A 21,862-nucleotide genomic window follows, 5' to 3' on the forward strand; every position below is an offset into this window, starting at 1 on the left:
CTTAATCCCTTAATTCATAAGTAGTTATATTTGTGTTTGTATAAATACAAATCTCTCCTGCAATTTTAAGACTTTCTTTAACTAAAGTTAATTCATCTAAATTCGCATGATTATGCAATGCTCTTGCAGCACTAAGTGCGTATGCTCCACCACTTCCAATAGCACAAATGCACTCATCTTGTGGCACAACTACATCGCCTGTCCCGCTTAATAAAAAGATTTGTTTTCTGTTTAAAACTATCATCATAGCTTCAAGTTTTCTTAAGTATTTATCTTTTCTCCACTCTTTTGAAAACTCAATAACAGCTCTTTCTAAATCTCCTTTTTTACTCTCAAGCATTTTTTCAAACATATCAAATAAAGTAAAAGCATCAGCAGTGCTTCCTGCAAAACCTGCTAATACTTTTCCTTCATAAAGTTTTCTAAGTTTTACTGCATTACCCTTTAAAACCGTATTTCCAAAAGTAACTTGTCCGTCACCACCAATTACTGAAGCGTCTTTTCCTTTATAAGCTAAAATCGTAGTAGCGTGAAACATTAAGCACCTTTTACCACTACTACAAATTCAGCAACAATGCCATGACCTAATTTTGCACTCACTTTATACTCACCTTCTGCTTTAATAGCATAATCTTGAATGCTTTTTTTATCAAGTTCAAGGTTAAATTGCTCTTTAATAGCGTGTGAAATTTCATCTTTTGTAACTCCACCAAATAATGCTCCATTAGCGCCTAATTGTTTTTTAATAATAACTTTTTTATCAGCTAAGCTATCTTTTAATTTATTCATTAATTCAAGCTCATATCTGTCTTGCTCTTCTTTTTTCTTTAAATCACTTGCGTGTTTTCTAAGCACTTCTGTGCTAGCAACTTTTGCAAAACCTTTACCAATTAAGAAATTTTGACCATAACCATCTTTTACTTCTTTAACTTCTCCGGCTTTACCTAAGCCTTTTACATCTTTAATTAATAAAACTTTCATAATTTCTCCTTTTTGTAATATTATTGATTGTAATAAAAAAAAGTATATTTTACGCAAATTATTATGTGGAATTTAAATCTATAATGAATGATTTAAATTCTAATACTTTATTTGATTAAGTATGTCGTAATTATAACAACCCATCTGCTCGCCTAAATCACAAGCTTTTTTACTTAATTTAAGCGCTTTATTATAGTCTTCTTTTACACCTTCGCCATTAAAATAAGCAAGAGCTAAATTATTGCAAGCCATAGGATATTCTCCATCGCAAGCTTTTTCGTATAATTTAATTGCTTTATTGTAATCTTGTTCTACGCCTTTTCCTTCGCTATACGAAACGCCAGCATTATAACAAGCATTAAAAACTTCTCCATCGCAAGCTTTTTCATACAACTTGATTGATTTACTATAATCTTGCTTTACACCTTGTCCAATATAATAAGAATTACCTAAATTATAACACGCTTCAAAAATATCTGCATTACAAGCTTTTTCATATAAGTTATTTGCTTTTTTGTCATCTTGTTTTATACTTTTTCCATTTTTATATATCCAACCTAAACCAAAACAAGCACCAAACTCATTTGCATCACAAGCTTTTTTAAATAGCTTAATTACTTTTGAATAATCTTGCTTTACATATTTTTCTTGACTATAAATATAACCTAAAAAACTGCAAGACTTAAAATTATCTTTAGCACATTCTTTTTCCCAAATTTTAGCAGCTTTTTCGTATTCTTTATTTTTATAATACTCTAAACCTTGATTAGCAAAACAAAACACGCTAATAAATACAAATAATAATAATTTTCTCATTTTTATTCTTTAATATCTTTTTGATAATTTTCTACAGCTTTATTCCACATTAGTTTATATTTGCGTTTAAGATATTCAATTTCTTCTCTAGCTAATTCTAATTCTTTATTTAGAGTATCTATTACTTTTCTATCTTCATCATAAAGCTCTTGCATAGAATAAAGTGCTTCTTTTAAAAAGGCATTTTCACCCCTTAAAACTTCTAAAGTTTCATCTTTTGCATCTAAGACTTTCTCGTGAAGATTAAGAATAGTTCCTATTGTCTTTTCTATAAAATTACCTGCAGGGGTATTTGCAATATCTTGAACTTCTATGTTTTTATCTTTTACAGGAACGATTGCAAAAGTCCCCGCATTTGCTTCTATTAAAAGCTTTTCATTTTCATATTTGTGTTTTAATGAACCACTTTTAATCATAGCCATTACGACTTCTTCATTCAAATGAACTAATTTGCAAAATTCACTAAGTTCAAGATATGTTTGCATAAAAACTCCTATGCTCTTAAAAAGCTAAATTCTGGCAATAAAGATGGGCTTAAAATCTCATTTATATTACCACTATGTAATTCGCCAAATTCTTTATTGTTCTCATTTATAAGCTTTTTAAATTTGCAAAAATATTTATCATCACGCTTATAAATTTCGCCTATTTCATTATTCACTAATTCAATATTTGCATTTAATGGAGCAAATATTTCGTATTCATAATCTTTTTTAATAATTCCCTTACTAGCTATGCTTTTACCATTTTCGCTAAACCCATGCACTTGCATTGTGCCTTGCATTATTGAAGTTTCGTGATTTTGAGTATCATCTTTTTCATAAGGTCTAGCCATTAAATACCCATCAGTAAATCCACGAGATTTTAAAGTATTTAACTCATCATCATATTTTTTCGCATCAAATTGATTATTTAAAGTATCAATTACAGCTTGTTTGTAAGTTCTAGTTGCACAAGCTACATAATATTCACTCTTAGTTCTTCCTTCTATTTTAAAGGCATTTATGGCATTTTTTTCCATAATTTTGTCTATATAATTAGCAAGTTTTAAATCTTTAGAATTAAAAATATGTGTTCCTAAATCATCTTCTACTATTCTAAATAAAGCATTATTTTCTGGATTTTTCGCATATAATTCATAAGGAAATCTACAATCATTAGCACATGCACCAAGATTTGAGCGTCTTCCACTCTGAACTGCTGATATTAAACACCTTCCACTATAAGCAAAACACATTGAGCCATGCACAAATGCTTCTATTTCAATATCTGCATTTTTTGCTATATCACAAGCATCTTTTAAGCCTAATTCTCTAGCAATTACAACTCTTTTTGCACCTAATTCTTTATAAACTAAAGCATCTTCATAATTTAAAATATTTGCTTGAGTACTAACATGGATAGGAATATTAGGAGCTATTTGTTTTGCTAATCTCATAGCACCTATACTAGCTATTATTAACGCATCAGGTTTTAACTCAGCAAGTAAGGCTAAATGTCTTTTAAGACCTTCTAATTGAGCACTCACATGAAAACCATTAACCGTTGCATAAACTTGCACACCTTTGCTATGAGCATATTTTATACCTTCTGCAAAGCTAGTTTCATCAAATTCTTTAGCAGCACGAGAGCGTAAAGAAAACGATGAAAGTCCTGCATAAACAGCATCAGCACCATAATTTACAGCAATTTTTAATTTTTTTAAATTACCTGCTGGAGCAATTATTTGTGGAGTTAGCATTATTTTTTACCTAATGACGCAATTAATGCTTCAATATCATCATTTGTAACCAAATCAGCTGTGCTATCTCCTTCAATATGAACAGCACTACTAACTCTTTTTTCATCATCAATCCTGCCTTCAAACAAGCTATTCATATACTTAGATAACGCTCTCATTACATTAATTACACGCTCAATTTTTTGTCTATGAATATCTTGATATTGCATAGCGTCCATTGCCATCATAGCTTCATCTTGTCCCATAGCTAGATTATCTAATGCTTCATCAATTTTTGCTAATTGTTCTTTGCATTCAGCTAAACATTCACTAAATTTATTAACATTAGGAAATTTCTCATTTAAAGTTGTAAATAACTCAACTTGATTTTGAACTGATTTTTTAAAGGTTTTTATAATCTTTTCAGCAGTTGCAAAATAATCCATCATTGTTTCAATTTTTTCAAGTAATTCAGTAGCTTTAACTTCACTATCACGAGTTACATCATCTAATTGATTTACAACTTTATGATCTTCTGTTGGTGGTGGTGGTGGCCAAGATTTCCTTGAATCTGGTCTATATGATTTATATTCTTCTTCTAAACTCAATTCTTCATCTTCTAAATCTTCAATTGCTTCACTAGGCTCTACAACTTCTTCTTTTATATCATTAACAATTTCATCTTCAAAATCATCAAGCCCACCAGCCATTAAAACATCTAATTCTTCTTGCGTCATTATTTTTCTTCCTTAAAATAATACTTAATTAAAAAATATTAGCTAAAATCATAGCTAATCAAATCTAACTTAAGGTTAAAAAAATGGCTAAATTTGTAAATAATGTTACCGAATTCTTTGATTTTTGCATAAGCAATGAAATAAAGTTTGTAGATTTTAGATTTACTTCTCTTGATGGCACTTGGAATCATCATACATACACTATGAAAAGTGTAACAAAAGATACACTTACTAGTGGAATTCCTTTTGATGCAAGCTCGTATAAAGGATGGCAACCAATTGAAAAAAGTGATATGATATTAATCCCTGATGTTACAACAACTTTTATTGACCCATTTACAAGCGACAATACCGTTATTGTAATCTGTGATATTTTTGATGTTTATAAAAATGATTTTTATGAAAAATGCCCAAGAACAATAGCAAAAAGAACTCTTAAAATGCTAGAAAGTAGTGATATTGCTGATACTGCATATTTTGGTGCTGAAAATGAATTTTTCATCTTTGATGATATTAAAATCGTAGATACAATGAATTATGCTATGTATCAAATAGACACAGAAGAAGGTGAATGGAATGATGGTAAGCATTATGAAGACGCTTATAACACCGGTCATCGCCCAAGAAGAAAAGGTGGTTATACTCCAGTTCCTCCTGTTGATAGTATGCAAGATTTAAGAGCTGAAATGGTTCAAGTTTTAGAGCGTGTTGGTATTGAATGCTTTGTTCATCACCACGAAAACGCACAAGGTCAAGGAGAAATCGGGGTTAAGTTTAATACTTTAGTAGAAGCTGCTGATAATGTTCAAATATATAAATATGTAGTAAAAATGGTAGCTCATCTAAATGGTAAAACTGCTACATTTATGCCAAAACCACTTCATCTTGATAATGGTAGCGGAATGCACGTTCATATGAGCTTATTTAAAAATGGTAAAAACTTATTCTATGATAAAAGTGGCTATGCAGGACTTAGTAAGACTGCAATTCATTATATAGGTGGGGTTTTAAGACACGCAAGAAGTGTAACAGCATTTACAAATCCAACTACTAATTCTTATAAAAGATTAATCCCAGGGTTTGAAGCTCCATCAATTCTAACTTACTCTTGTCAAAATCGTTCAGCTAGTTGTAGAGTGCCTTATGGAATTAACGAAAAAAGTGCTAGAGTTGAAATGCGTTTTCCTGATAGTTCTAGTAATGTGTATTTGGCATTTTCATCTATGCTTTTAGCAGGACTTGATGGAATTAAAAATGAGCTTACTGCAGCTGGACCTATGGATGAGAATTTATTTAAATTAAGCCTTGATGAAATTAGAGAAAAAGGAATAGAGCAATTACCACATACTCTAAGGGGTGCTTTAGAGAGCTTAATCCGTGATAATGCTTATTTAAAACCTGCATTTACTGATGTTTGCATACAAGATTATCAACATATGAAGTTTAAAAATCAAGTTTGGCCAGTAGAACAACGCCCAACTGCATACGAATTTAAAACTACATATTCTTGCTAATTATTTAGAGGTTGAAAAACCTCTAAAGTATTAATCAATTTGAACGCTTTTTACCCTACTAAAATTATCATTTTTTGCAAGACTTAGTCTAATTACACTATCTTCATTAGCAATTAAACTATGATTAATATTAGCAGCTACTTTTATACTCATCAAATCTTTTAAATTTATACTTTTATTATCAATTACAAACTCAATATCCCCTTTTAAAACTTGAACTACAATCACTCCTGGAGCTTTATGCTCTTGCATAATTTTACCTTTTGGTAAAATAATTTGGATTTCTTTGTTTGCTTCATCATCATAAATTGGAGTTATTTTTAACTCACTTGAATTGCCTTGCCAATCTTTTACTTCATAAATTACATTAAATTTCATAAAATCTCCTTTGAATAATTTTAGGAGTATTTTACTCTTTAAAGAAATAAAAAGACTTGATTTATCTCATTTGTTCTAATACAAATTCAGGTGTCATTTGTTTCATACAATTGTGGTGCTTTAAAGGGCATACTTTTTTAGCACAAGGAGAACAAGGCAAAAACAATGAAAATAACTTACCATTATTACAAAAAGGATATGTTTGTTTTGTATTCGTAGGTCCGAAAAATGCTAGAACTTTTATATTAAAACTAGCACCTAAATGCATAATTCCACTATCATTTGCCAATAAATAATCAAGGCTAGAAACTGCTAAAGCCAATCTTTTAATATTAGTTTTACCACACAAATTAATGGCTTTTATATCGTATTTTTTAAGCTCATCTTCAATAAAATTACAAATTCCAGCTTCATTTTTAGTCCCAAAAAGTATTATTTTATGCTCTTTAAAAGTGCTAGCAATTTTTGCAAAATAACTAGGCTCATAGCATTTAGCAGCACCATAATTAGCACCAGCTGCTATTCCTATTAGTTTTCTTGTTTTAAGCTTTTTAAAAGGTAAAGCTGTGTTTAATTGCTCGTCTAATCCAAGTGGCTTTATTAGATTAAAATATTTTAAAACTTGATGAGTATTATCACTTTTGTTTGCTTTAAAATAAAATTTTTTCTTAGCATTTAATATAAATAATAAAAACTTAGATGACAAACTTGCTTTAAATGAAATTCCTAAATCAAATTCTTCTTTTAAAGCCTTAATTTGCTTTAATCTTTGTTTTTTTATCTCTACTACAATTTCACCTAAATCCTTATAAAGCTCACAAGCTACAAAACTTCCATAAAAAGTAATTTTTGCATTAGGATATTTTTTAATTAAAGCATTAATAGCACCAGCAGCCATAATAGCATCGCCTAGCCAATTAGGTAAATATATAAAAATTTTCAATACTCATCCCCATAAAATGTCTTAAATCTTTTGTGAAACCAAAAATACTCGCTAGGATTTTTTTCCCACATTTTTTTCGTGCATTCTAATTGATAAAAGCTAAGTTCTTCTATTGTTTTTTCACTAGCCTTTAATGGCTTAAAAAACTCTATACAATAACCATCGCTAATTTCATAAATATAAACAGGCAATAAATAAGCATCACACCTTTTAGCTATAAGACTTGCTGCATTGCTTTGAGTAACTTTTCTACCATATAAAATAAACTCGCTACTTTCTTTAATATGTGCGTCTTGATCGCTTACAATTCCTACTAATTCATTATTGTTTAAAGCCTTAATCATAGGTCTTAAAGCATTTGTTTTTTCTATTAGTTTTACTCCGAAATTTTCTCTATATTTAGTAAGTATGGCATTAATTTTTACACTCTCTAAAGCTCTTCCAATTATATTAATTTTACAATTATACTTAATAGCAACAGCAGATGGCAAAATCTCCCAATATCCATAATGTGCTGTTGTAAAAACTATTTTTGCATTAGCACTTAATAAATCTTGTAAATATTCTTCGTTTTTGAATAATTTTATTTGTTTTAATAATTTTTCTTGGCTTATATTTTGATTTTTTACCATTGATAATATATAAAAGGCAAATTTTTTATAAACTTGTTTGGTAATTTCTATACTTTTTGGAGCTTGTGTGAGTTTGCAAAAATGCTCTAAGTTTTTTAAGATTATATTTTTATGTTTTTTATTAATTCTAAATGCTAGGCTACCAATTAAATTAGCAAAGAATTTTAAAATCTTATTGGGAATTAATTTCAGTAAAAAATTAAAAAAATAAAAAATAAAAATATATAAATAATCTCTCATTTGCTAAAAACCCTACTAATAATATCTAAAACTTTTTCTTTATTTACATCGCTAAATTTATAAAAATAATGTTGTAAATTAGATGGACTTATTAATCTTTTTGCAGGTTTTTTATCACACTCGTTTAAAAAAGTTATATTAGGACGATTTAAAACCACAGCAATATGAGTAGTCCCACTATCATTTCCTATGATTAATTTTGCTAATTTGCTTAAAAACACTAATTCATTTAATGAAATTTTAGGCAAGACTTTAGCATTTTTACATTCTTTTGCAATCTCATTTGCTCTATCAAGTTCTATTTGAGAACCCCAACTAAGCAATATTTTATAATCACAATTTTTACAAATATCAATCAATTTTTCTAAAGGAAGCATTTTATTTATCTTGCTTGAGCCATTATGTAATAATATAAATTCATCTTCTATTAAAGGCTTTATTTTATTCATAATATTTTGAGTTTTTATCTCATCATAAATTAATATATCGCTAGTTACTAACTCATCATTTTTAAATTCTTTTAAAGCAAAGCAAGTTAATTCAAGGCTTCTTTTATACACATTTTCTAAATAATCACAATTGCAATGGTTTTTATAAAAATAATAAGCTAACTTTTCTCTTAAACCATTTTTAGAATATCCATAAGAATTTGCGCTCAAATAATTTGCTAAAAAACCTGATTTTATTCTTCCTTGATAATCAATACTAATATCATATAATTTTTTTAAATGTTTTATCTCTTTTATTGCTTTTATTGGGTGTTTTTTAAGTGGTAATGAATAAATATTATCAAACCAAATAAGTCCATCAAGTAAAAAATAAAACCTAGAATCTACAAAAAAATCAATCCTAGCTTTAGGATATGCAGCTCTTATATAATTAATATGCCATAGCATATGAAAAATATCGCCCATTGCACTAAGTCTAATTATTGCTATTTTCACTTAAATCCTTTGAAATTACACTTTCAAATTCCTTGATTGCTTGTTCATTTGAAAATTGTAATTTTATTTCTATTCTTCTGCTTGCTTGTTTATCTTCAACGCCATCTTTAAATTTTAAATCATTATAGCTTTTGCCAACTGCTACAAGTAGTTTTTCTAATCTTTTATCATTATAAAACGAATTAATAAATTTCATAATCTCCAAAGCTCTTTTTTGAGATAACTCAAGATTATAAGTAAATCCACCAACACTATCAGTATGTCCTTCAATCACTATACTATCAATATTAGCTAGAATTTCAGGTGAGCTAAGCAAGGCATCAAAATACTTAATTAGAGTTTTTTTAAGCTCTTCTTTTGCACTATCTTTAATCAAATACTCCGCACTATCAAACAAAATACTAGCATTTAAGCTAATACTGCCTGAATTAAGATTGATTAAAATATCATTTGATAACTTATTTTGTAAAGCTTGAATTAATTTTGTTTTATTATTTTTAAGCTTTTCGTATTCAACCTTAAACCCACTCAATTGCTTTGCTAATTCGTCTATTTTATCATCTTTATTTTTTATTTTTATTTCAGTATCTTCAAGATTTTTAAGTAGTATTAAAATCTGTGCGTCTTTTTTGTCAATATTGCTTAATAATTCTTCCTTATTTTTTGCATTTTCATCTAAATTAAGAAGCAATTTTTTAATATAATCATTTGCATCTTTATTTTTATTTAGCTCATCGTTTAATGAAATATTGAGTTTTTCAAGCTCTTCATTTAACGAGCTCAAAAGCTCATCTTTGCTAATTATTAAAGCTTTTGATTCATCTAAATGTTTTTGTTCATTTTTTAGCTCATTTTGTGTAAAAATATATTTTAAAACAATAGCACTAAGAACTAAAATAAATACAAACAACAATCCAGCCATCAAATCAGCATAAACTATCCAAAAATTATTATTATCTTTATTACGCATTATTTATTTTATTTAATACCTGATTTGCTTCTTTACTAAGGTTTTCAATATCAGCTTTTAATTCATCAACTATTCTAAATTCATGTTTTTCATCTTCATAAATATTTTTAAAATCTAATAATTTAGCTTCTAAATCTTCTTTTAATTTAGCAAATTCTTTCAAGCTATTTTCAATTCTTAATGAAAATTCATCTATCTTTTCTTGCATTTGCTTAGTATTTTTATTGCTTAATTCTAAAGATTTTTGAGCTAAATTTGTATGAACTATCGCAATTTTTTCATAAGATTTAAATAATTCTTTAAAACCCGTAAATTTATCTTGATGAAGTTTTGATATTTCATTAAAAAACTCATTATCATAAAGCTTTGATAATAATAAATTTGTATTAGAAAATAACTCACTATTTTTTCTAAGAGAAATTCTTTCTAATTCTTCTTTACTCCAAAAATATTTTTTACTATTAATTCTATAATTTTCTTTAAAATTATTAATTTTAGCAATACCAAGTCTTGAATAAAACATCCACCAAATAGTAAGAAAAATCCCATAAATTGAAACATAAAAAGCAGTTGAAATTCCACTAAGCAATAAGCTAATTTCTCCTTCAAGTGCAGCTGAACTCCCTACTTTAAAATCAGGCATAGATATTGCAATACTTATAAATGTTCCTAAAATTCCAATCATTGGAAAAACAGCACTAGCAATATATCCAAATGAAAGTGGCTTTAGCTTATGTAAATAATTATCAAAAAATTCATCAAAACTCACATTAGCCTTACTAATTTCATCAATTCTTAAAGAATTATCTTTAATAAAATCTTTTAAATCATTTTCAAAAATTGACGAATTTTTTTTAATTTTTGCATATACACAATATTCATTTTGCGGTGCAAAAAACATAGCAAATACTAAGAGCACAGAACACATTATAATAGTATGTAATGGCATAATAAGTTTTATAATATTTAAATAAGCTAAAATCGCTAACACGAAGACTAATAAAGGTAAAAAGATTAAAAACAAAAAAGAAGAAAATACACTTTTCTTCTTTTTAATAATTATTGTTTGCAAGATTAATTCCTATTCATACAATTTAACTCGCTAAACGCTTGTAAAAGGCGTTTTTGCATAGATTTTTCTCCAGCAACTAACCACATTCTTGGGTCATAATATTTCTTATTAGGCTTATCATCGCCTTCAGGATTTCCGATTTGTCCTTGTAAATATCCGTGATTTTTTACTTCATATTCACGAACACCATCCCAAAATGCCCATTGAGTATCAGTATCTATATTCATTTTAATTACGCCGTAATTAATTGCTTCAGTGATTTTTTCTGCTTCACTACCACTTCCGCCGTGGAATACAAAATTAAGTGGTTTTGCACCCTTTTGTAAATATTCTTGACAATTATGCAAAATTACTGGCTCAAGTCTTACATTTCCTGGTTTATAAACCCCATGAACATTACCAAAACTTGCTGCGATTGTATAATTTGTCCCAATTTTGCTTAATTCTTTATGAGCTAGTGCTACATCGCTTGGTTGAGTGTATAATTTAGCATTGTCAATATTTGTATTATCAACTCCATCTTCTTCTCCACCAGTGCAACCTAATTCAATTTCTATACCGATTTCTAATGCGTTAAATTTCTTAAAATATTCGCAAGAAATTTCAATATTTTCGTTTAAACTTTCTTCGCTTAAATCAAGCATATGAGAACTAAATAAAGGTTTTTTATGAATTGCATAAAATTCTTCATTTGCCTTAATTAAATCATCTATCCAAGGTAAAAGTTTTTTTGCTGCGTGATCGGTATGTAAAATAGCAACTACTCCATAAGCAGCTGCTACTTCATGCACATACTTTGCACCTGCAATTGCCCCAATTACTGCTGAATTAGGACAATCTTTTCCTGCAAAAAAACTAGCTCCGCCATTACTAAATTGAATAATAATAGGCGAATTTGCTTCACGAGCAGCTTTTAATGCGGCGTTTATAGAATTTGTTCCTACAACATTTACTGCTGGAATTGCAAATTTATTTTCTTTTGCGTAAGCATAAACGCGCTCTAAATCTTTACCATAAATAACACCTGGTTTTACCAATTCTAAAACACCCATTATAAATCCTTATTTAACTTGTAAGCCTGAATTTTTAATCAAATTCTCAACTTCGTTTTTAATTAATTCTTTATGTTTTTCATTTTTTAAACCATTTTCAATAAATGGAGTTGCTTCTTGTAAGCTTCCTTGTCTGCTAGCTCTAAAATCTTCTCCTAAGATTACATGAAAACCAAATTGAGATTTTACAGGTTCTGAAACTTCATCTTTTTTAAGTTTTTTAGCTGCATTGAAAAACTCAGGAACTAATTCATTTGCACTCATATAAGGTAAATCGCCACCCATTGCTCCTGAACCTTTATCAAGTGATTTTGATTTAGCAAGTTCGCTAAATTTAGCTACTAATTTATCTCCTTTAAGACCTTTTAATTGTTTTAATATTTCTTTAGCATCAGCTTCGCTAGCAACTAAAATATGTTTAGTTTTTACAGCTTCAGGAACTTTAAAATCATTTAAATGTTCATCATAATATTTTTTAATTTCAGCATCACTTACCTTGATACCTTCAAATTTTTTCAATAAATATTGTTGAGCAAGTAATAATTCTTTTGCACTATTTAAAGCTGATTGAAATTTCGCATCTTTATCTAATTTCATCTTTTCAGCTTCTTTAGCAAAAAGTCTTTTTGATAATACATCTCTTATTAAACCATCTTTAACTTCTTTTGGAAGCGCACTTACATCGCTTATTTGAAATTGAGCTAAATAAGGTGCTAAATCATCGCTTGTAATTTCTCCACCTTTATAAGTTGCAACCACAGCTGCATTTAAGCTTACACCACATAAAAGTCCTGCTAGAACTAATGAAATTTTTTTCATAATATCTTCCTTTTTCAATTGATTTGATATATCATTTTACAAATATTGTGTAAAAAAATAGTAAGATAGTAATTATGAGAAGAAGAGAAAAAGAAATTAAAAATAGATTTTTAAATAATTATAAAAACGCAAAAAGTGAATTAATTTTTAATAATGATTATGAACTTTTAGTTTGTGTTATGCTATCAGCTCAATGCCTTGATAGTAGGGTTAATCTAATAACACCAAGTTTATTTGCAAACTATCCTGATATAAATTCTTTAGCAAATGCAAATTTAATGAATATAAAAGAATTAATTAAAAGTTGTAATTTTTATCAAAATAAAGCAATTAATCTTATCAAAATGGCAAAAAGTGTTGTGGAATTTCATTCAGGAATTATACCTATGAAATTTGATGATTTAATAAATCTTGCAGGGGTTGGAGAAAAGACTGCTAATGTGGTTTTATGCGAGAGTTTGGGTGCAAATGTAATGGCTGTAGATACTCATATTTTTAGAGTTAGCAAAAGGTTAAAAATATCAAATGCAAAAACTCCTAATGATTGTGCTAAAGAGCTTACAAAACTATTTAAAACCGACCTTGATAAATTGCATAAAGGAATGGTTTTGTTTGGAAGATATATTTGCAAGGCTAAAAAACCTGATTGTAATAATTGTTTTTTAAACGATTTATGTGATGAATATAAAGAGCAAAAGAACTCTAATAATCAATAAAAAACATTATTTTATAATATTTATTGTTTTAATTGCTGTATTTTGTTTGCAAGTGCATTTGAAATTCTTAGATTTTTGCGAGTTTTTAGAACAAGATAGTTATGAGTTAAAAATAAACAATAATTATTCAAAAACTAAAAATAATAAAAGTTATTATGTTCTAGCACTTGCATATAAAGATGTTTTAATATACACAACTACTAAAAAAGAAATTAAATCCAATCAAATCAGCTTAAAATTCGCAGCTAAAAATAAGCTTAATTTTTATGAATACTTACAAGCTAGATTTTATTTACCAAGCTATGCTTTAGAAGAATTAGAAGAGATTAAAGAGAACGCATTTGTAAGTTATTTTATAGATCAGCACGAGAATTTAACTATGAAGCAATTTTTTGGAGCTTTATTTTTTGCAAAAAGCATTAGCAAGGATTTAAGAGATAGCGTAAATTACTATGGAATTGCACATTTACTAGCAATATCAGGCTATCATTTAGGGCTTATTTATTCCATATTTTTCTTTATATTTTCAATTATTTATAAGTATTTTCAAAAAAGATTTTTCCCATATAGGTCAATTCATTTTGATTTAGGGATAATTATTTTCATAATCTTAGCCTTATATTTTTATGAAATTGGTCTAGTTGCAAGCTATTTTCGCTCATTTATAATGGCTATTTTGGGATTTTATTTCATAATTAGAGCAATTAAAATTCTTAGTTTTTCACATTTATTTTTAGCATTTTTTATTTGCATTGCTATTAATCCTAGCTTTTTATTTAATGTAGGATTTTTCTTCTCTTGTCTTGGGGTCTTTTATATATTTTTGTTTATTTATCATTTTAATGCTAATTCACTTACAAAACTAATCTGCCTTGAACTTAGTACCTTTTTTGCAATGGTTGCACCTGTTTTATACTTTTTTCCATTGCTTAGTTTTCAACAATTATTAGGGATTATTTTAACTCCTATTTTTGTGATTTTTTATCCTTTAGTTTTGTTTTTACATATTATTAATTTAGGAGATTTATTGGATAAATACTTATTAATATTTTTAGATTTTAAAATGTTTGCAACTAATTTTAAATTAGAATTTAAATATTTTTTCATTTATTTAATACTTAGTTTTTTATCAATTTTTCATAGGTATTTAGCAATTTTTGTTATAAGTTTGAACTTAATATTTTTTATTTATCTAGGATTTTTATGAAAAAGATTTTACACATTTTAAAAACAATCATTAATGTAAGTGATAAAGGTATTTTACAACACGCTAGCTCGCTTTCTTTTTATAGTGTTTTAAATATTATTCCGATTTTATCTTTAAGTTTTTTTGTATTCGCTCATATGCCAAGTTTTAAAGAACAAAGCAGCCAATTAAATAATTTTATATTTAGCTTAATTTTACCAAACCAAGAAGCAAATTCTGTAAATTACATAGAACAATTTTTACAAAATAGCACAAAACTTGATGTAGCAGGAATTATCGCTATGGTTTTTGCTTTATTTATGTTTTTTAATGCTTATGAAAATACCATCTCGCACATTAGCAATACTCCTAAAAAGGGCTTTTTTTCATCGCTTAGCACATATTGGTCGCTAATTACTCTAGCGCCTTTAGGATTATTAACTAGCTTTTATTTAAGTTATAAAATTCAAAAATATATAGATGCAATAGGACTTAAATTTAATTTCTTAGGGATTTTACCTTTTTTAATCATTTGGGCTTTGTTTTTTGTATGTTTTCATATATCAATTAATAAACATTTAAATCCTAAAATCATAGCTCTAGTAAGCTTTTTAGTAGCTTTAGTTTGGAGCATTTTTAAAAGTCTTTTTGTATTTTATATATCATTAAATAAAGTATATGCTAGCATTTATGGTAGTTTTTCTGCTGTTTTATTTTTCTTTATATGGCTTTATTTTTCTTGGATAATTTATCTTAATGGAGTAAGAATTAGTTCTTTACTAAACACAGATAATGCAAAAACAAAATCAACAAAATAGGAACTAAATTCCTATTTTAAAATCCATAATTGTTTAATTTAAATTATATAAATATATTTAATAATTTTATAAATATTTTGCTAATTTAAAATCGCTAATTTGACTATATATTAGGAATTTCAGAATATTTTTTCAAAATTTATTTTTTTTAAGTAAAGTTTAAGATTGTAGGAGTAGAATGCCGGCGCATTTTAATTAAAAAGGAAGAAAAAATGAAAAAGTTATTAGTTTTAACAGCTATCTTAGGTGCATTTAGTGCAGGTTTATTCGCAGAAGAAAATACAGACGCTACAAAAGTTCAACCAGTAGAACAAACTCAATCAGTAGAAAATGCTGATGCAAACGCACAAGCAGTTGCAGTTGAGCCAGAAGCAGAAAAAAAAGACGCTGAAAGCAAATAATTTCTAAGCTACCTTTTAGGTAGCTCTTCTTTATATATCAATCAAAACTTTATTAAATAAAATCTCAAAATTATTACAAAATTACTCACTTTTTTAAAAAAATAAAATTAATTGCTTATATTTGTAACAAATTAAATATTTTAAGACAAAATAAAGCGATTTAATAAAAGGAGTTTTAATGGAAAAAATCAATCTCGGTATTGCAACTTTGCTTAGCAATGATAATGGCACTAGTGTGCTTGAACTTAATTTTTATAGCACATTTATTTGTATTATGCTTGTCTTAATTTTGGGTAGAATAATTACTAAATATTCTAGCTTTTTAAGAAATTACGATATTCCAGAGCCTGTAACTGGTGGTATCATAGTAGCATTTATTTTATTCTTATCTAGTTATTATGCAAATTTTACAATCAAATTCGCAGAAGATATAAAAACCCCACTTTTATTAGCATTTTATGCAACGGTTGGGCTTAGTGCTGATTTTGATAGTATCAAAAAGGGCGGGAAATTACTAATTACTTTCTCAATTGCTGTTTTCGTCTTATTAGTGGTTCAAAACGCAATTGGTGTTGGAGTAATGAGTGCTATGGGTGAAAATCCATTAATAGGCTTACTTGGTGGCTCAATTACACTTAGTGGCGGACACGGAACTGGTGCTGCTTGGGGAGCTACATTTCAAGAAGCACCTTATAATTTCGCACAAGCAACTGATATAGCAATGGCGTGTGCTACTTATGGATTAATTTCTGGTGGGCTTATTGGTGGTCCTATGGCGAATTATTTAATCAAAAAATTTAATCTAAAAAGCGATGAAGTAGAAAACAACGAAACATCAAGTGATGAAGCATTTACAAGTCCGCAAAAAGTAAGATTAATTACAAGTTATAGTTTTATTACAAGCTTAAGTTTAATTGCTCTTGCTTTAGTGATTGGTAATGCAATTGATTATGCGTGCCAAGCAGCAAATGTAGCTACCAATAAAGAAATTGGCTTTTTAAAATTCTTAGATAGTATGCCGACATTTGTATGGTGCTTATTTTCAGGTATTATTATTAGAAATGGCTTTAGCTCACTAAATATTCATAAAGTATTTGATAGAGAAGTAGGTGTGATAGGAAATGTGGCTTTATCATTATTCCTTGCTATGTCAATTATGACTTTAAATATCGTTGAACTTATAAAATTAGCTGTTCCGATCAGCGTTTTATTAATAATTCAAACAATAGCAATTATTATTTATGTAAGATATGTAACCTTTGTTATTTGTGGCAAAAACTACGCAGCAGCTTGCCTTGTAGCAGGACATTGTGGCTTTGGTATGGGTGCAACTCCAACTGCGATTGCAAATCTTCAAGCAGTAACAAATCACTTCGGACCTTGCAAAATAGCATTTATTATCGTTCCTATTATGGGTGGATTTTTAGTAGACATTGTAAATGCTCTTGTTGTTAATGGCTTTGTTGGATTTTTATTTTAATTCCTAGATTTTCTAGGAATTACATTCTTTTGGGGTTTTTAAATCAGGTAAAGTAAAATTAGCCTTTTTTAAAAGCTCTAAAATCTCTTTAGTATTTTCATAATTTATCTCATAATAAATAAACGCCCCATCTCTACTGGCTATTAATAAATCAGCATCTTTTAATATCTTTAAATGCCTTGAAATCCTAGACTGAAGCATTTCAAAACTCTCACATATCTCACATACGCAACATTTTTTATGAATATCTAAAAAAGCTAAGATTTTAAGCCTAGTTTCATCATTTATAGCTGCTGTATAATTTAATAAATTCTTCATTTTAATCCTTAATAAAATAAATAAAGTAAAATTCCAAAAATATTTGCCATTGATAAAATACTAATGATAAATATTATCATCATACGAATTTTAAACATTGACCTAAGTAAAATTAATTCAGGTAAAGAACAACCCCCACCAGCTATTAAAAAACTAAAAAATATACCGATAGGAAACCCAACATTTATTAAAGTTACTCCCAATGGAATAATCAAGCAAGTTTGTATATAAAGCAACAAACCAACAAAACTAGCCAAAAATATACCATAAATTCCAAAACTAGATAAATAATCTTTAATAAATTCAACAGGCATAAAATTATGCAAAAAAGCACCTATTAACATACCAAATAATACATAATAAAAAATATCATTATATGATTTTAAAGACTTGTATAAACATTCATACAAATTAAGCTTGGTATTTTGATTAAATTGAAATTCTTTAGTTACAATATCTTTTAATAGCAATCTTGCAGGTATTAAACCTATTAAATAGCTTATAATAAATACAAATATAACTATATAAATAATGTAATAAAAAGTTATGCTAAAACCAAATGCACTAAGTAGCATAGTAATTAGCATAGGATTAATTAATGGCGAAGTTAGTAAAAAAGCACTAGCTACTCCGTGATTAATATTATTTTTAATTAAAGAATTAAAAACAGGTATAGTTGAACAAGAACAAAAAGTAGTAATTGAGCCTAAAAATATTGCTATAAAATATGAAAAAACATTATTTTTTAAATATTTATTAAAGCTATATCTTGAATTAATATAAAACATAATCATATTGATAAAAATAAATAAAAAGCTTATTTCAGCAGTTAAAAACAAAAACTCATAAAAAGTTTCTAATAATTTCTCACTTGTAAATTCCATAAAAATCCTTTTTCAAAATAAAATAATTTTGAAAATTTATTATAGTATTCTAAATATCAAGTTATCTTGATATATTATAAATATATTAAATACTTTTCACAAGATTTCAATCAAAATAGCTATGAGAATTTAAAATTAAGAATTTTTATAAATATTTTAATTACTAATACAATTTATACTATTTTTAAGCTTCTTTTTAGGATTTGGCAATTCATCAACCATTGCTATTACAATCATACTCAAAAGCTATTTATCTTCTTATAACAAAATATCTAATTTTGCTCTTTTAAAAAAGTAATAAAATTAGCTCATTTATATATTTAATGCTTTAATAATAACTGATTATCAAAAATACCACCTACAATAAAAACATACTCACTAAAAATATATTTATAATCAAACAAGTCTAAAACATACTCTAAATAATCCTTAATTTTAGCTATAAATTAATCTTTCTTAAAAATAGCAATAAGTAAAATTAAAAATTATGTTTAGTCTAATTACTATATGATTATGTATAAGTTAAATTGATATAAAGTTAAATTATAAGTAAAATAAATTGTATAAATAATAAAACTTTTTCAAGTAACAAAATCAAAACATATTAAAAATTACCATAAAATATTGTTCTTATAAATCAAAAATAATTCCAAAATACTAATTAAGTAAAACTAATAATTTATCTCTTAAAAATAAAGCATTTATATCTAATATTTAGTAGAAAATATTTTAAAAATAGTATTAAACACACAATTTTTAAATATTTTTATACTAAATAATTTATTTAAAATATATTTTTAATTATATTTAACACGAAAAATTGTGCTAAATATAATTTATTTTGTATTATTTTTTCATCTCTATTGCGCGTTTTAGCATTTGATCGGCTGTTGTGATACTCTTAGCATTTGCTTCATAAGCCTTTTGAAAAATAATCACTTGAGTAAGCTCCGTGCCTAAATCCACATTGCTTTGCTCTAAATAATTTGATTTGATTTTATATGAGTTTATTACATTACCATTTGCGTCGGTAAAAAATATAGGATTTCCACTATCAGGAGTAGTGCTGAACTCATTTTCTCCATTTTTATGTAAGCCTTGCTCATTTACGAAATTAAACACTGCAAACTTAGCTACAGCTTGAGATTTACCATTGGTAAAATTAGCTAATATATTGCCCCTTTCATCAATAGCATAATCTTTTAAAACTCCTGCTGGATAGCCGTTTGCTTCTACATAACGCTCTATTTTTGCATTATCAATACAAGTTAATCCATCATATCCACCCTTGCCATCAACTCTTGGGCTTCCTAGATTTAGATTTATTCCATCTATTTGATTTAATTCATTTGTATTTAATGAACCATCGGTATTAAAAATAATATTCCCACTAGCTTCACTAATAGTATTTCCTTGAGTATCTTTTAAAATAGCAGTAGCTTTAAAATTAAGCTTATCAATAGCTTGTATTTGCAAATCAATTTTTCTAATATTTCCATTCGCATCATAAGTTGCTATATCAAATTTATTATTAGCACCTACATTAATAGTCTTTACTTGCCTTGCACTAAAGCTATTTACATTCCCGCTAATTGTCTTTTCTAAATTCCCAAACTCATCAGCAAATGCTTCTATAGTATCGCTTCCATCTCCCCTATCAACTTCTAATAAAATTCTAGCATTAGGCTCAAGATTACTTGCTTTAAAAGTGCTTTTATTATTATCAATTTCTAATTCAATATTATCAAGATTTATATACTTATCTTCTTCGTGAAAAGCATTGCTAAGATTTGCTTTAATATTTACATTTGTAGTTGCTACTGCATTCATAAAAAGTGTTCTTGGCAATGTTATAGGAGTTTGTGCGTTTGGTGCGTTTAGTTTAATATCTAAATCATTATTAGATATTGTAAAACCAGCATTTGAACTAACTTTTCCAAACATTTCTTTAATATTTTCACTCATAGCACTCGCATTAAATCCAGCATTCATAGTCCCTAGCACAAATCTTCCAAAACTATCAACCAAATTAAAATCGCTATCAATATTAAAAGCCCCATTTCTAGTATAATAAGTATTACCATCGTAATCTTTTATGCCATAAAATCCCTTACCTTCAAGTGCTACATCAAAGGTATTTTGACTAGAAACTAAAGCTCCTTGTTTTTGAGAAAAAGTTGAGCTTAAACCACTTGCAGCAAGTCCAACTTGATTTGCCCCAAAATTATTTAAGCCACCAACATCATTGCCTGTTTGATAAAATATGTCTTTAAATTCAGGCATAGCAGCCTTGTAGCCAACGGTGTTTATGTTTGAAATGTTATTAGCTAATAAATCCATTCCAAAACTATGAGTTTTTACCCCACTAACCCCGTTATAAAATGAACGCATCATAGTTTTTCATCCTGAAATTGTGCTATATCATCAAAGCTGATTTTAATACCAGAAGCGTTTAAATAAGCTTTACCATCTTCAAAAGTAACCCCATCAACCTTAAAATACCCGCTAGGAATTTGAACTATATTTCCGTGTTCATCTTCATATTGAGCTACGAATTTAAAATCGCCTTTCTCTCTAATAGTTCCATCTTCATATCTAGTATCCCAAATAAAATTATTATTACCTTTTTGAATAATGTCTTTATCAACTTTAATTGCGTCAATTTGCTCTTTATTTGAGTTAAATACACCTATTACTACATCATTTGGAGCACCATTTGGAAAGTATAAGTTAAACGGCAAATCAACAGCCTTACCATCGTGAGTAAAGGTATCTTTTTTAAGCACAGCCATTTTACCAACCGCATTAATCATACCAATTCCTACACTATTGCTAAGTAATTCCATTCTCTTAGCTAATTCATCCATAGTTTTATTAGTTTTTTCTTGAGTTTCAAGAGCTGCTAGTTGGCTTGTTTGAGTTAGCATTTTATCACTATCCATTGGACTTGTTGGGTCTTGATGCTTTAATTCTTCAAGCAATAATCTCATAAAAGCTTCTTGAGAAATCTTAGAATTTGGATTAGTCCCATCGGCTTCTTTTAAGGCTTTTGCATCTGCTTCTTGCTTTTTTACATCACTTGTATGAATGGTATTATCAAGACTAAAGCCCTCTGATTTTTGCTTATCAGAAAGCGTATTAGCATTTTGTGCAGCGATACTTGTATTAACACTCATAGCAGTATTATTCATAGGTGAAATTGCCATTTTCTATCCTTGTTTAAAAATATTTTTACTTATAT

24 protein-coding genes are annotated in these 21,862 nt (G+C 27.6%); 6 read left to right on the forward strand and 18 right to left on the reverse strand.

Features of this window, described 5'->3' with window-relative positions; translation table 11 throughout:
- Nucleotide 1 precedes the first annotated feature (1 nt).
- From hslV to AVBRAN12640_RS03825, 6 genes are all read right to left on the reverse strand, one after another.
- Nucleotides 2–538 (reverse strand): ATP-dependent protease subunit HslV, encoded by a 537-nt coding sequence (hslV, locus tag AVBRAN12640_RS03800; protein ID WP_214115754.1) that lies wholly within the window; start codon nucleotides 536–538, stop codon nucleotides 2–4.
- Nucleotides 538–981: a 50S ribosomal protein L9 gene (gene rplI, locus AVBRAN12640_RS03805; RefSeq protein ID WP_214120108.1), complete on the reverse strand. Its 444-nt coding sequence runs from the start codon at nucleotides 979–981 to the stop codon at nucleotides 538–540. Before rplI ends, hslV begins: the two co-directional genes overlap by 1 nt.
- A 99-nt stretch (nucleotides 982–1,080) precedes the next feature.
- Nucleotides 1,081–1,797 carry a tetratricopeptide repeat protein gene (locus tag AVBRAN12640_RS03810; RefSeq protein ID WP_336608423.1) on the reverse strand — a complete coding sequence of 239 codons (717 nt, stop codon included), beginning with the start codon at nucleotides 1,795–1,797 and terminating at the stop codon, nucleotides 1,081–1,083.
- Between the two features lie 2 nt (nucleotides 1,798–1,799).
- Entirely contained in the window at nucleotides 1,800–2,282 is a 483-nt protein-coding gene (locus AVBRAN12640_RS03815) for a DUF3972 domain-containing protein (RefSeq protein ID WP_214115757.1), read from the reverse strand.
- A gap of 8 nt (nucleotides 2,283–2,290) precedes the next feature.
- Entirely contained in the window at nucleotides 2,291–3,538 is a 1,248-nt protein-coding gene (locus AVBRAN12640_RS03820) for a peptidase U32 family protein (RefSeq protein ID WP_214115758.1), read from the reverse strand.
- Entirely contained in the window at nucleotides 3,538–4,254 is a 717-nt protein-coding gene (locus AVBRAN12640_RS03825; protein ID WP_336608424.1) for a chemotaxis protein, read from the reverse strand. The genes AVBRAN12640_RS03820 and AVBRAN12640_RS03825 overlap by 1 nt, the downstream gene beginning before the upstream one ends.
- Nucleotides 4,255–4,337: 83 nt before the next feature.
- Between AVBRAN12640_RS03825 and glnA the strand changes: the two genes are divergently transcribed.
- On the forward strand, nucleotides 4,338–5,768 hold the full coding sequence (gene glnA / locus AVBRAN12640_RS03830; RefSeq protein WP_336608425.1) for a type I glutamate--ammonia ligase: 1,431 nt from the start codon (nucleotides 4,338–4,340) through the stop codon (nucleotides 5,766–5,768).
- Nucleotides 5,769–5,798: 30 nt separating this feature from the next.
- Here the strand turns inward: glnA and AVBRAN12640_RS03835 are convergent, their stop codons facing one another.
- From AVBRAN12640_RS03835 to AVBRAN12640_RS03870, 8 genes are all read right to left on the reverse strand, one after another.
- Nucleotides 5,799–6,146 (reverse strand): cupin domain-containing protein, encoded by a 348-nt coding sequence (locus AVBRAN12640_RS03835; RefSeq protein WP_336608426.1) that lies wholly within the window; start codon nucleotides 6,144–6,146, stop codon nucleotides 5,799–5,801.
- Between the two features lie 61 nt (nucleotides 6,147–6,207).
- Nucleotides 6,208–7,089, reverse strand: a complete 882-nt coding sequence (locus AVBRAN12640_RS03840) for a glycosyltransferase family 9 protein (protein ID WP_336608427.1) — start codon at nucleotides 7,087–7,089, stop codon at nucleotides 6,208–6,210.
- Complete coding sequence (locus tag AVBRAN12640_RS03845; RefSeq protein WP_336608428.1) at nucleotides 7,086–7,961, reverse strand: lipid A biosynthesis lauroyl acyltransferase; 876 nt, start codon at nucleotides 7,959–7,961, stop codon at nucleotides 7,086–7,088. Before AVBRAN12640_RS03845 ends, AVBRAN12640_RS03840 begins: the two co-directional genes overlap by 4 nt.
- Nucleotides 7,958–8,905, reverse strand: a complete 948-nt coding sequence (locus AVBRAN12640_RS03850) for a glycosyltransferase family 9 protein (protein WP_336608429.1) — start codon at nucleotides 8,903–8,905, stop codon at nucleotides 7,958–7,960. Before AVBRAN12640_RS03850 ends, AVBRAN12640_RS03845 begins: the two co-directional genes overlap by 4 nt.
- Nucleotides 8,886–9,875, reverse strand: coding sequence for an OmpA family protein (locus tag AVBRAN12640_RS03855; RefSeq protein WP_214120115.1), 990 nt, complete (start codon nucleotides 9,873–9,875; stop codon nucleotides 8,886–8,888). The genes AVBRAN12640_RS03850 and AVBRAN12640_RS03855 overlap by 20 nt, the downstream gene beginning before the upstream one ends.
- Nucleotides 9,868–10,947 carry a MotA/TolQ/ExbB proton channel family protein gene (locus tag AVBRAN12640_RS03860; protein WP_336608430.1) on the reverse strand — a complete coding sequence of 360 codons (1,080 nt, stop codon included), beginning with the start codon at nucleotides 10,945–10,947 and terminating at the stop codon, nucleotides 9,868–9,870. The genes AVBRAN12640_RS03855 and AVBRAN12640_RS03860 overlap by 8 nt, the downstream gene beginning before the upstream one ends.
- A gap of 2 nt (nucleotides 10,948–10,949) precedes the next feature.
- Nucleotides 10,950–11,999, reverse strand: a complete 1,050-nt coding sequence (fbaA, locus tag AVBRAN12640_RS03865) for a class II fructose-bisphosphate aldolase (RefSeq protein WP_214115767.1) — start codon at nucleotides 11,997–11,999, stop codon at nucleotides 10,950–10,952.
- A 9-nt stretch (nucleotides 12,000–12,008) separates the two neighbouring features.
- The gene (locus AVBRAN12640_RS03870) at nucleotides 12,009–12,818 is read right to left on the reverse strand and encodes a peptidylprolyl isomerase (RefSeq protein WP_214120118.1); all 810 of its coding nucleotides are present in this window, start codon (nucleotides 12,816–12,818) and stop codon (nucleotides 12,009–12,011) included.
- A gap of 74 nt (nucleotides 12,819–12,892) precedes the next feature.
- Between AVBRAN12640_RS03870 and nth the strand changes: the two genes are divergently transcribed.
- From nth to gltS, 5 genes are all read left to right on the forward strand, one after another.
- Nucleotides 12,893–13,534: an endonuclease III gene (gene nth, locus AVBRAN12640_RS03875; protein ID WP_214120119.1), complete on the forward strand. Its 642-nt coding sequence runs from the start codon at nucleotides 12,893–12,895 to the stop codon at nucleotides 13,532–13,534.
- Entirely contained in the window at nucleotides 13,497–14,741 is a 1,245-nt protein-coding gene (locus AVBRAN12640_RS03880; RefSeq protein WP_336608431.1) for a ComEC/Rec2 family competence protein, read from the forward strand. Before nth ends, AVBRAN12640_RS03880 begins: the two co-directional genes overlap by 38 nt.
- Entirely contained in the window at nucleotides 14,738–15,538 is an 801-nt protein-coding gene (locus AVBRAN12640_RS03885; protein ID WP_214115771.1) for a YihY family inner membrane protein, read from the forward strand. Before AVBRAN12640_RS03880 ends, AVBRAN12640_RS03885 begins: the two co-directional genes overlap by 4 nt.
- 212 nt (nucleotides 15,539–15,750) lie before the next feature.
- Nucleotides 15,751–15,939 carry a hypothetical protein gene (locus AVBRAN12640_RS03890; protein ID WP_214115772.1) on the forward strand — a complete coding sequence of 63 codons (189 nt, stop codon included), beginning with the start codon at nucleotides 15,751–15,753 and terminating at the stop codon, nucleotides 15,937–15,939.
- 178 nt (nucleotides 15,940–16,117) lie between these two features.
- Complete coding sequence (gene gltS / locus AVBRAN12640_RS03895) at nucleotides 16,118–17,419, forward strand: sodium/glutamate symporter (RefSeq protein ID WP_336608432.1); 1,302 nt, start codon at nucleotides 16,118–16,120, stop codon at nucleotides 17,417–17,419.
- 12 nt (nucleotides 17,420–17,431) lie between these two features.
- On the opposite strand, the gene AVBRAN12640_RS03900 is transcribed toward gltS, so the two are convergent.
- From AVBRAN12640_RS03900 to AVBRAN12640_RS03915, 4 genes are all read right to left on the reverse strand, one after another.
- Nucleotides 17,432–17,737: an ArsR/SmtB family transcription factor gene (locus AVBRAN12640_RS03900; RefSeq protein WP_214115774.1), complete on the reverse strand. Its 306-nt coding sequence runs from the start codon at nucleotides 17,735–17,737 to the stop codon at nucleotides 17,432–17,434.
- An 8-nt stretch (nucleotides 17,738–17,745) separates the two neighbouring features.
- The gene (locus AVBRAN12640_RS03905) at nucleotides 17,746–18,621 is read right to left on the reverse strand and encodes a permease (RefSeq protein WP_239803478.1); all 876 of its coding nucleotides are present in this window, start codon (nucleotides 18,619–18,621) and stop codon (nucleotides 17,746–17,748) included.
- 846 nt (nucleotides 18,622–19,467) lie between these two features.
- On the reverse strand, nucleotides 19,468–21,015 hold the full coding sequence (locus tag AVBRAN12640_RS03910) for a flagellar hook-basal body complex protein (protein ID WP_214115776.1): 1,548 nt from the start codon (nucleotides 21,013–21,015) through the stop codon (nucleotides 19,468–19,470).
- Nucleotides 21,012–21,827 (reverse strand): flagellar hook capping FlgD N-terminal domain-containing protein, encoded by an 816-nt coding sequence (locus tag AVBRAN12640_RS03915; RefSeq protein WP_214149753.1) that lies wholly within the window; start codon nucleotides 21,825–21,827, stop codon nucleotides 21,012–21,014. The genes AVBRAN12640_RS03910 and AVBRAN12640_RS03915 overlap by 4 nt, the downstream gene beginning before the upstream one ends.
- Nucleotides 21,828–21,862: the final 35 nt, after the last annotated feature.

This window comes from Campylobacter sp. RM12640 (assembly GCF_020137595.1).
Lineage (GTDB): Bacteria > Campylobacterota > Campylobacteria > Campylobacterales > Campylobacteraceae > Campylobacter_E.

Coding starts and splice junctions, on each gene's coding strand:
- hslV (WP_214115754.1), bottom strand. CDS start 538: ATGTTTCACGCTACTACGATTTTAGCTTATAAAGGAAAAGACGCTTCA.
- rplI (WP_214120108.1), bottom strand. CDS start 981: ATGAAAGTTTTATTAATTAAAGATGTAAAAGGCTTAGGTAAAGCCGGA.
- AVBRAN12640_RS03810 (WP_336608423.1), bottom strand. CDS start 1,797: ATGAGAAAATTATTATTATTTGTATTTATTAGCGTGTTTTGTTTTGCT.
- AVBRAN12640_RS03815 (WP_214115757.1), bottom strand. CDS start 2,282: ATGCAAACATATCTTGAACTTAGTGAATTTTGCAAATTAGTTCATTTG.
- AVBRAN12640_RS03820 (WP_214115758.1), bottom strand. CDS start 3,538: ATGCTAACTCCACAAATAATTGCTCCAGCAGGTAATTTAAAAAAATTA.
- AVBRAN12640_RS03825 (WP_336608424.1), bottom strand. CDS start 4,254: ATGACGCAAGAAGAATTAGATGTTTTAATGGCTGGTGGGCTTGATGAT.
- glnA (WP_336608425.1), top strand. CDS start 4,338: ATGGCTAAATTTGTAAATAATGTTACCGAATTCTTTGATTTTTGCATA.
- AVBRAN12640_RS03835 (WP_336608426.1), bottom strand. CDS start 6,146: ATGAAATTTAATGTAATTTATGAAGTAAAAGATTGGCAAGGCAATTCA.
- AVBRAN12640_RS03845 (WP_336608428.1), bottom strand. CDS start 7,961: ATGAGAGATTATTTATATATTTTTATTTTTTATTTTTTTAATTTTTTA.
- AVBRAN12640_RS03855 (WP_214120115.1), bottom strand. CDS start 9,875: ATGCGTAATAAAGATAATAATAATTTTTGGATAGTTTATGCTGATTTG.
- fbaA (WP_214115767.1), bottom strand. CDS start 11,999: ATGGGTGTTTTAGAATTGGTAAAACCAGGTGTTATTTATGGTAAAGAT.
- AVBRAN12640_RS03870 (WP_214120118.1), bottom strand. CDS start 12,818: ATGAAAAAAATTTCATTAGTTCTAGCAGGACTTTTATGTGGTGTAAGC.
- nth (WP_214120119.1), top strand. CDS start 12,893: ATGAGAAGAAGAGAAAAAGAAATTAAAAATAGATTTTTAAATAATTAT.
- AVBRAN12640_RS03880 (WP_336608431.1), top strand. CDS start 13,497: ATGAATATAAAGAGCAAAAGAACTCTAATAATCAATAAAAAACATTAT.
- AVBRAN12640_RS03885 (WP_214115771.1), top strand. CDS start 14,738: ATGAAAAAGATTTTACACATTTTAAAAACAATCATTAATGTAAGTGAT.
- AVBRAN12640_RS03890 (WP_214115772.1), top strand. CDS start 15,751: ATGAAAAAGTTATTAGTTTTAACAGCTATCTTAGGTGCATTTAGTGCA.
- gltS (WP_336608432.1), top strand. CDS start 16,118: ATGGAAAAAATCAATCTCGGTATTGCAACTTTGCTTAGCAATGATAAT.
- AVBRAN12640_RS03900 (WP_214115774.1), bottom strand. CDS start 17,737: ATGAAGAATTTATTAAATTATACAGCAGCTATAAATGATGAAACTAGG.
- AVBRAN12640_RS03905 (WP_239803478.1), bottom strand. CDS start 18,621: ATGGAATTTACAAGTGAGAAATTATTAGAAACTTTTTATGAGTTTTTG.
- AVBRAN12640_RS03910 (WP_214115776.1), bottom strand. CDS start 21,015: ATGATGCGTTCATTTTATAACGGGGTTAGTGGGGTAAAAACTCATAGT.
- AVBRAN12640_RS03915 (WP_214149753.1), bottom strand. CDS start 21,827: ATGGCAATTTCACCTATGAATAATACTGCTATGAGTGTTAATACAAGT.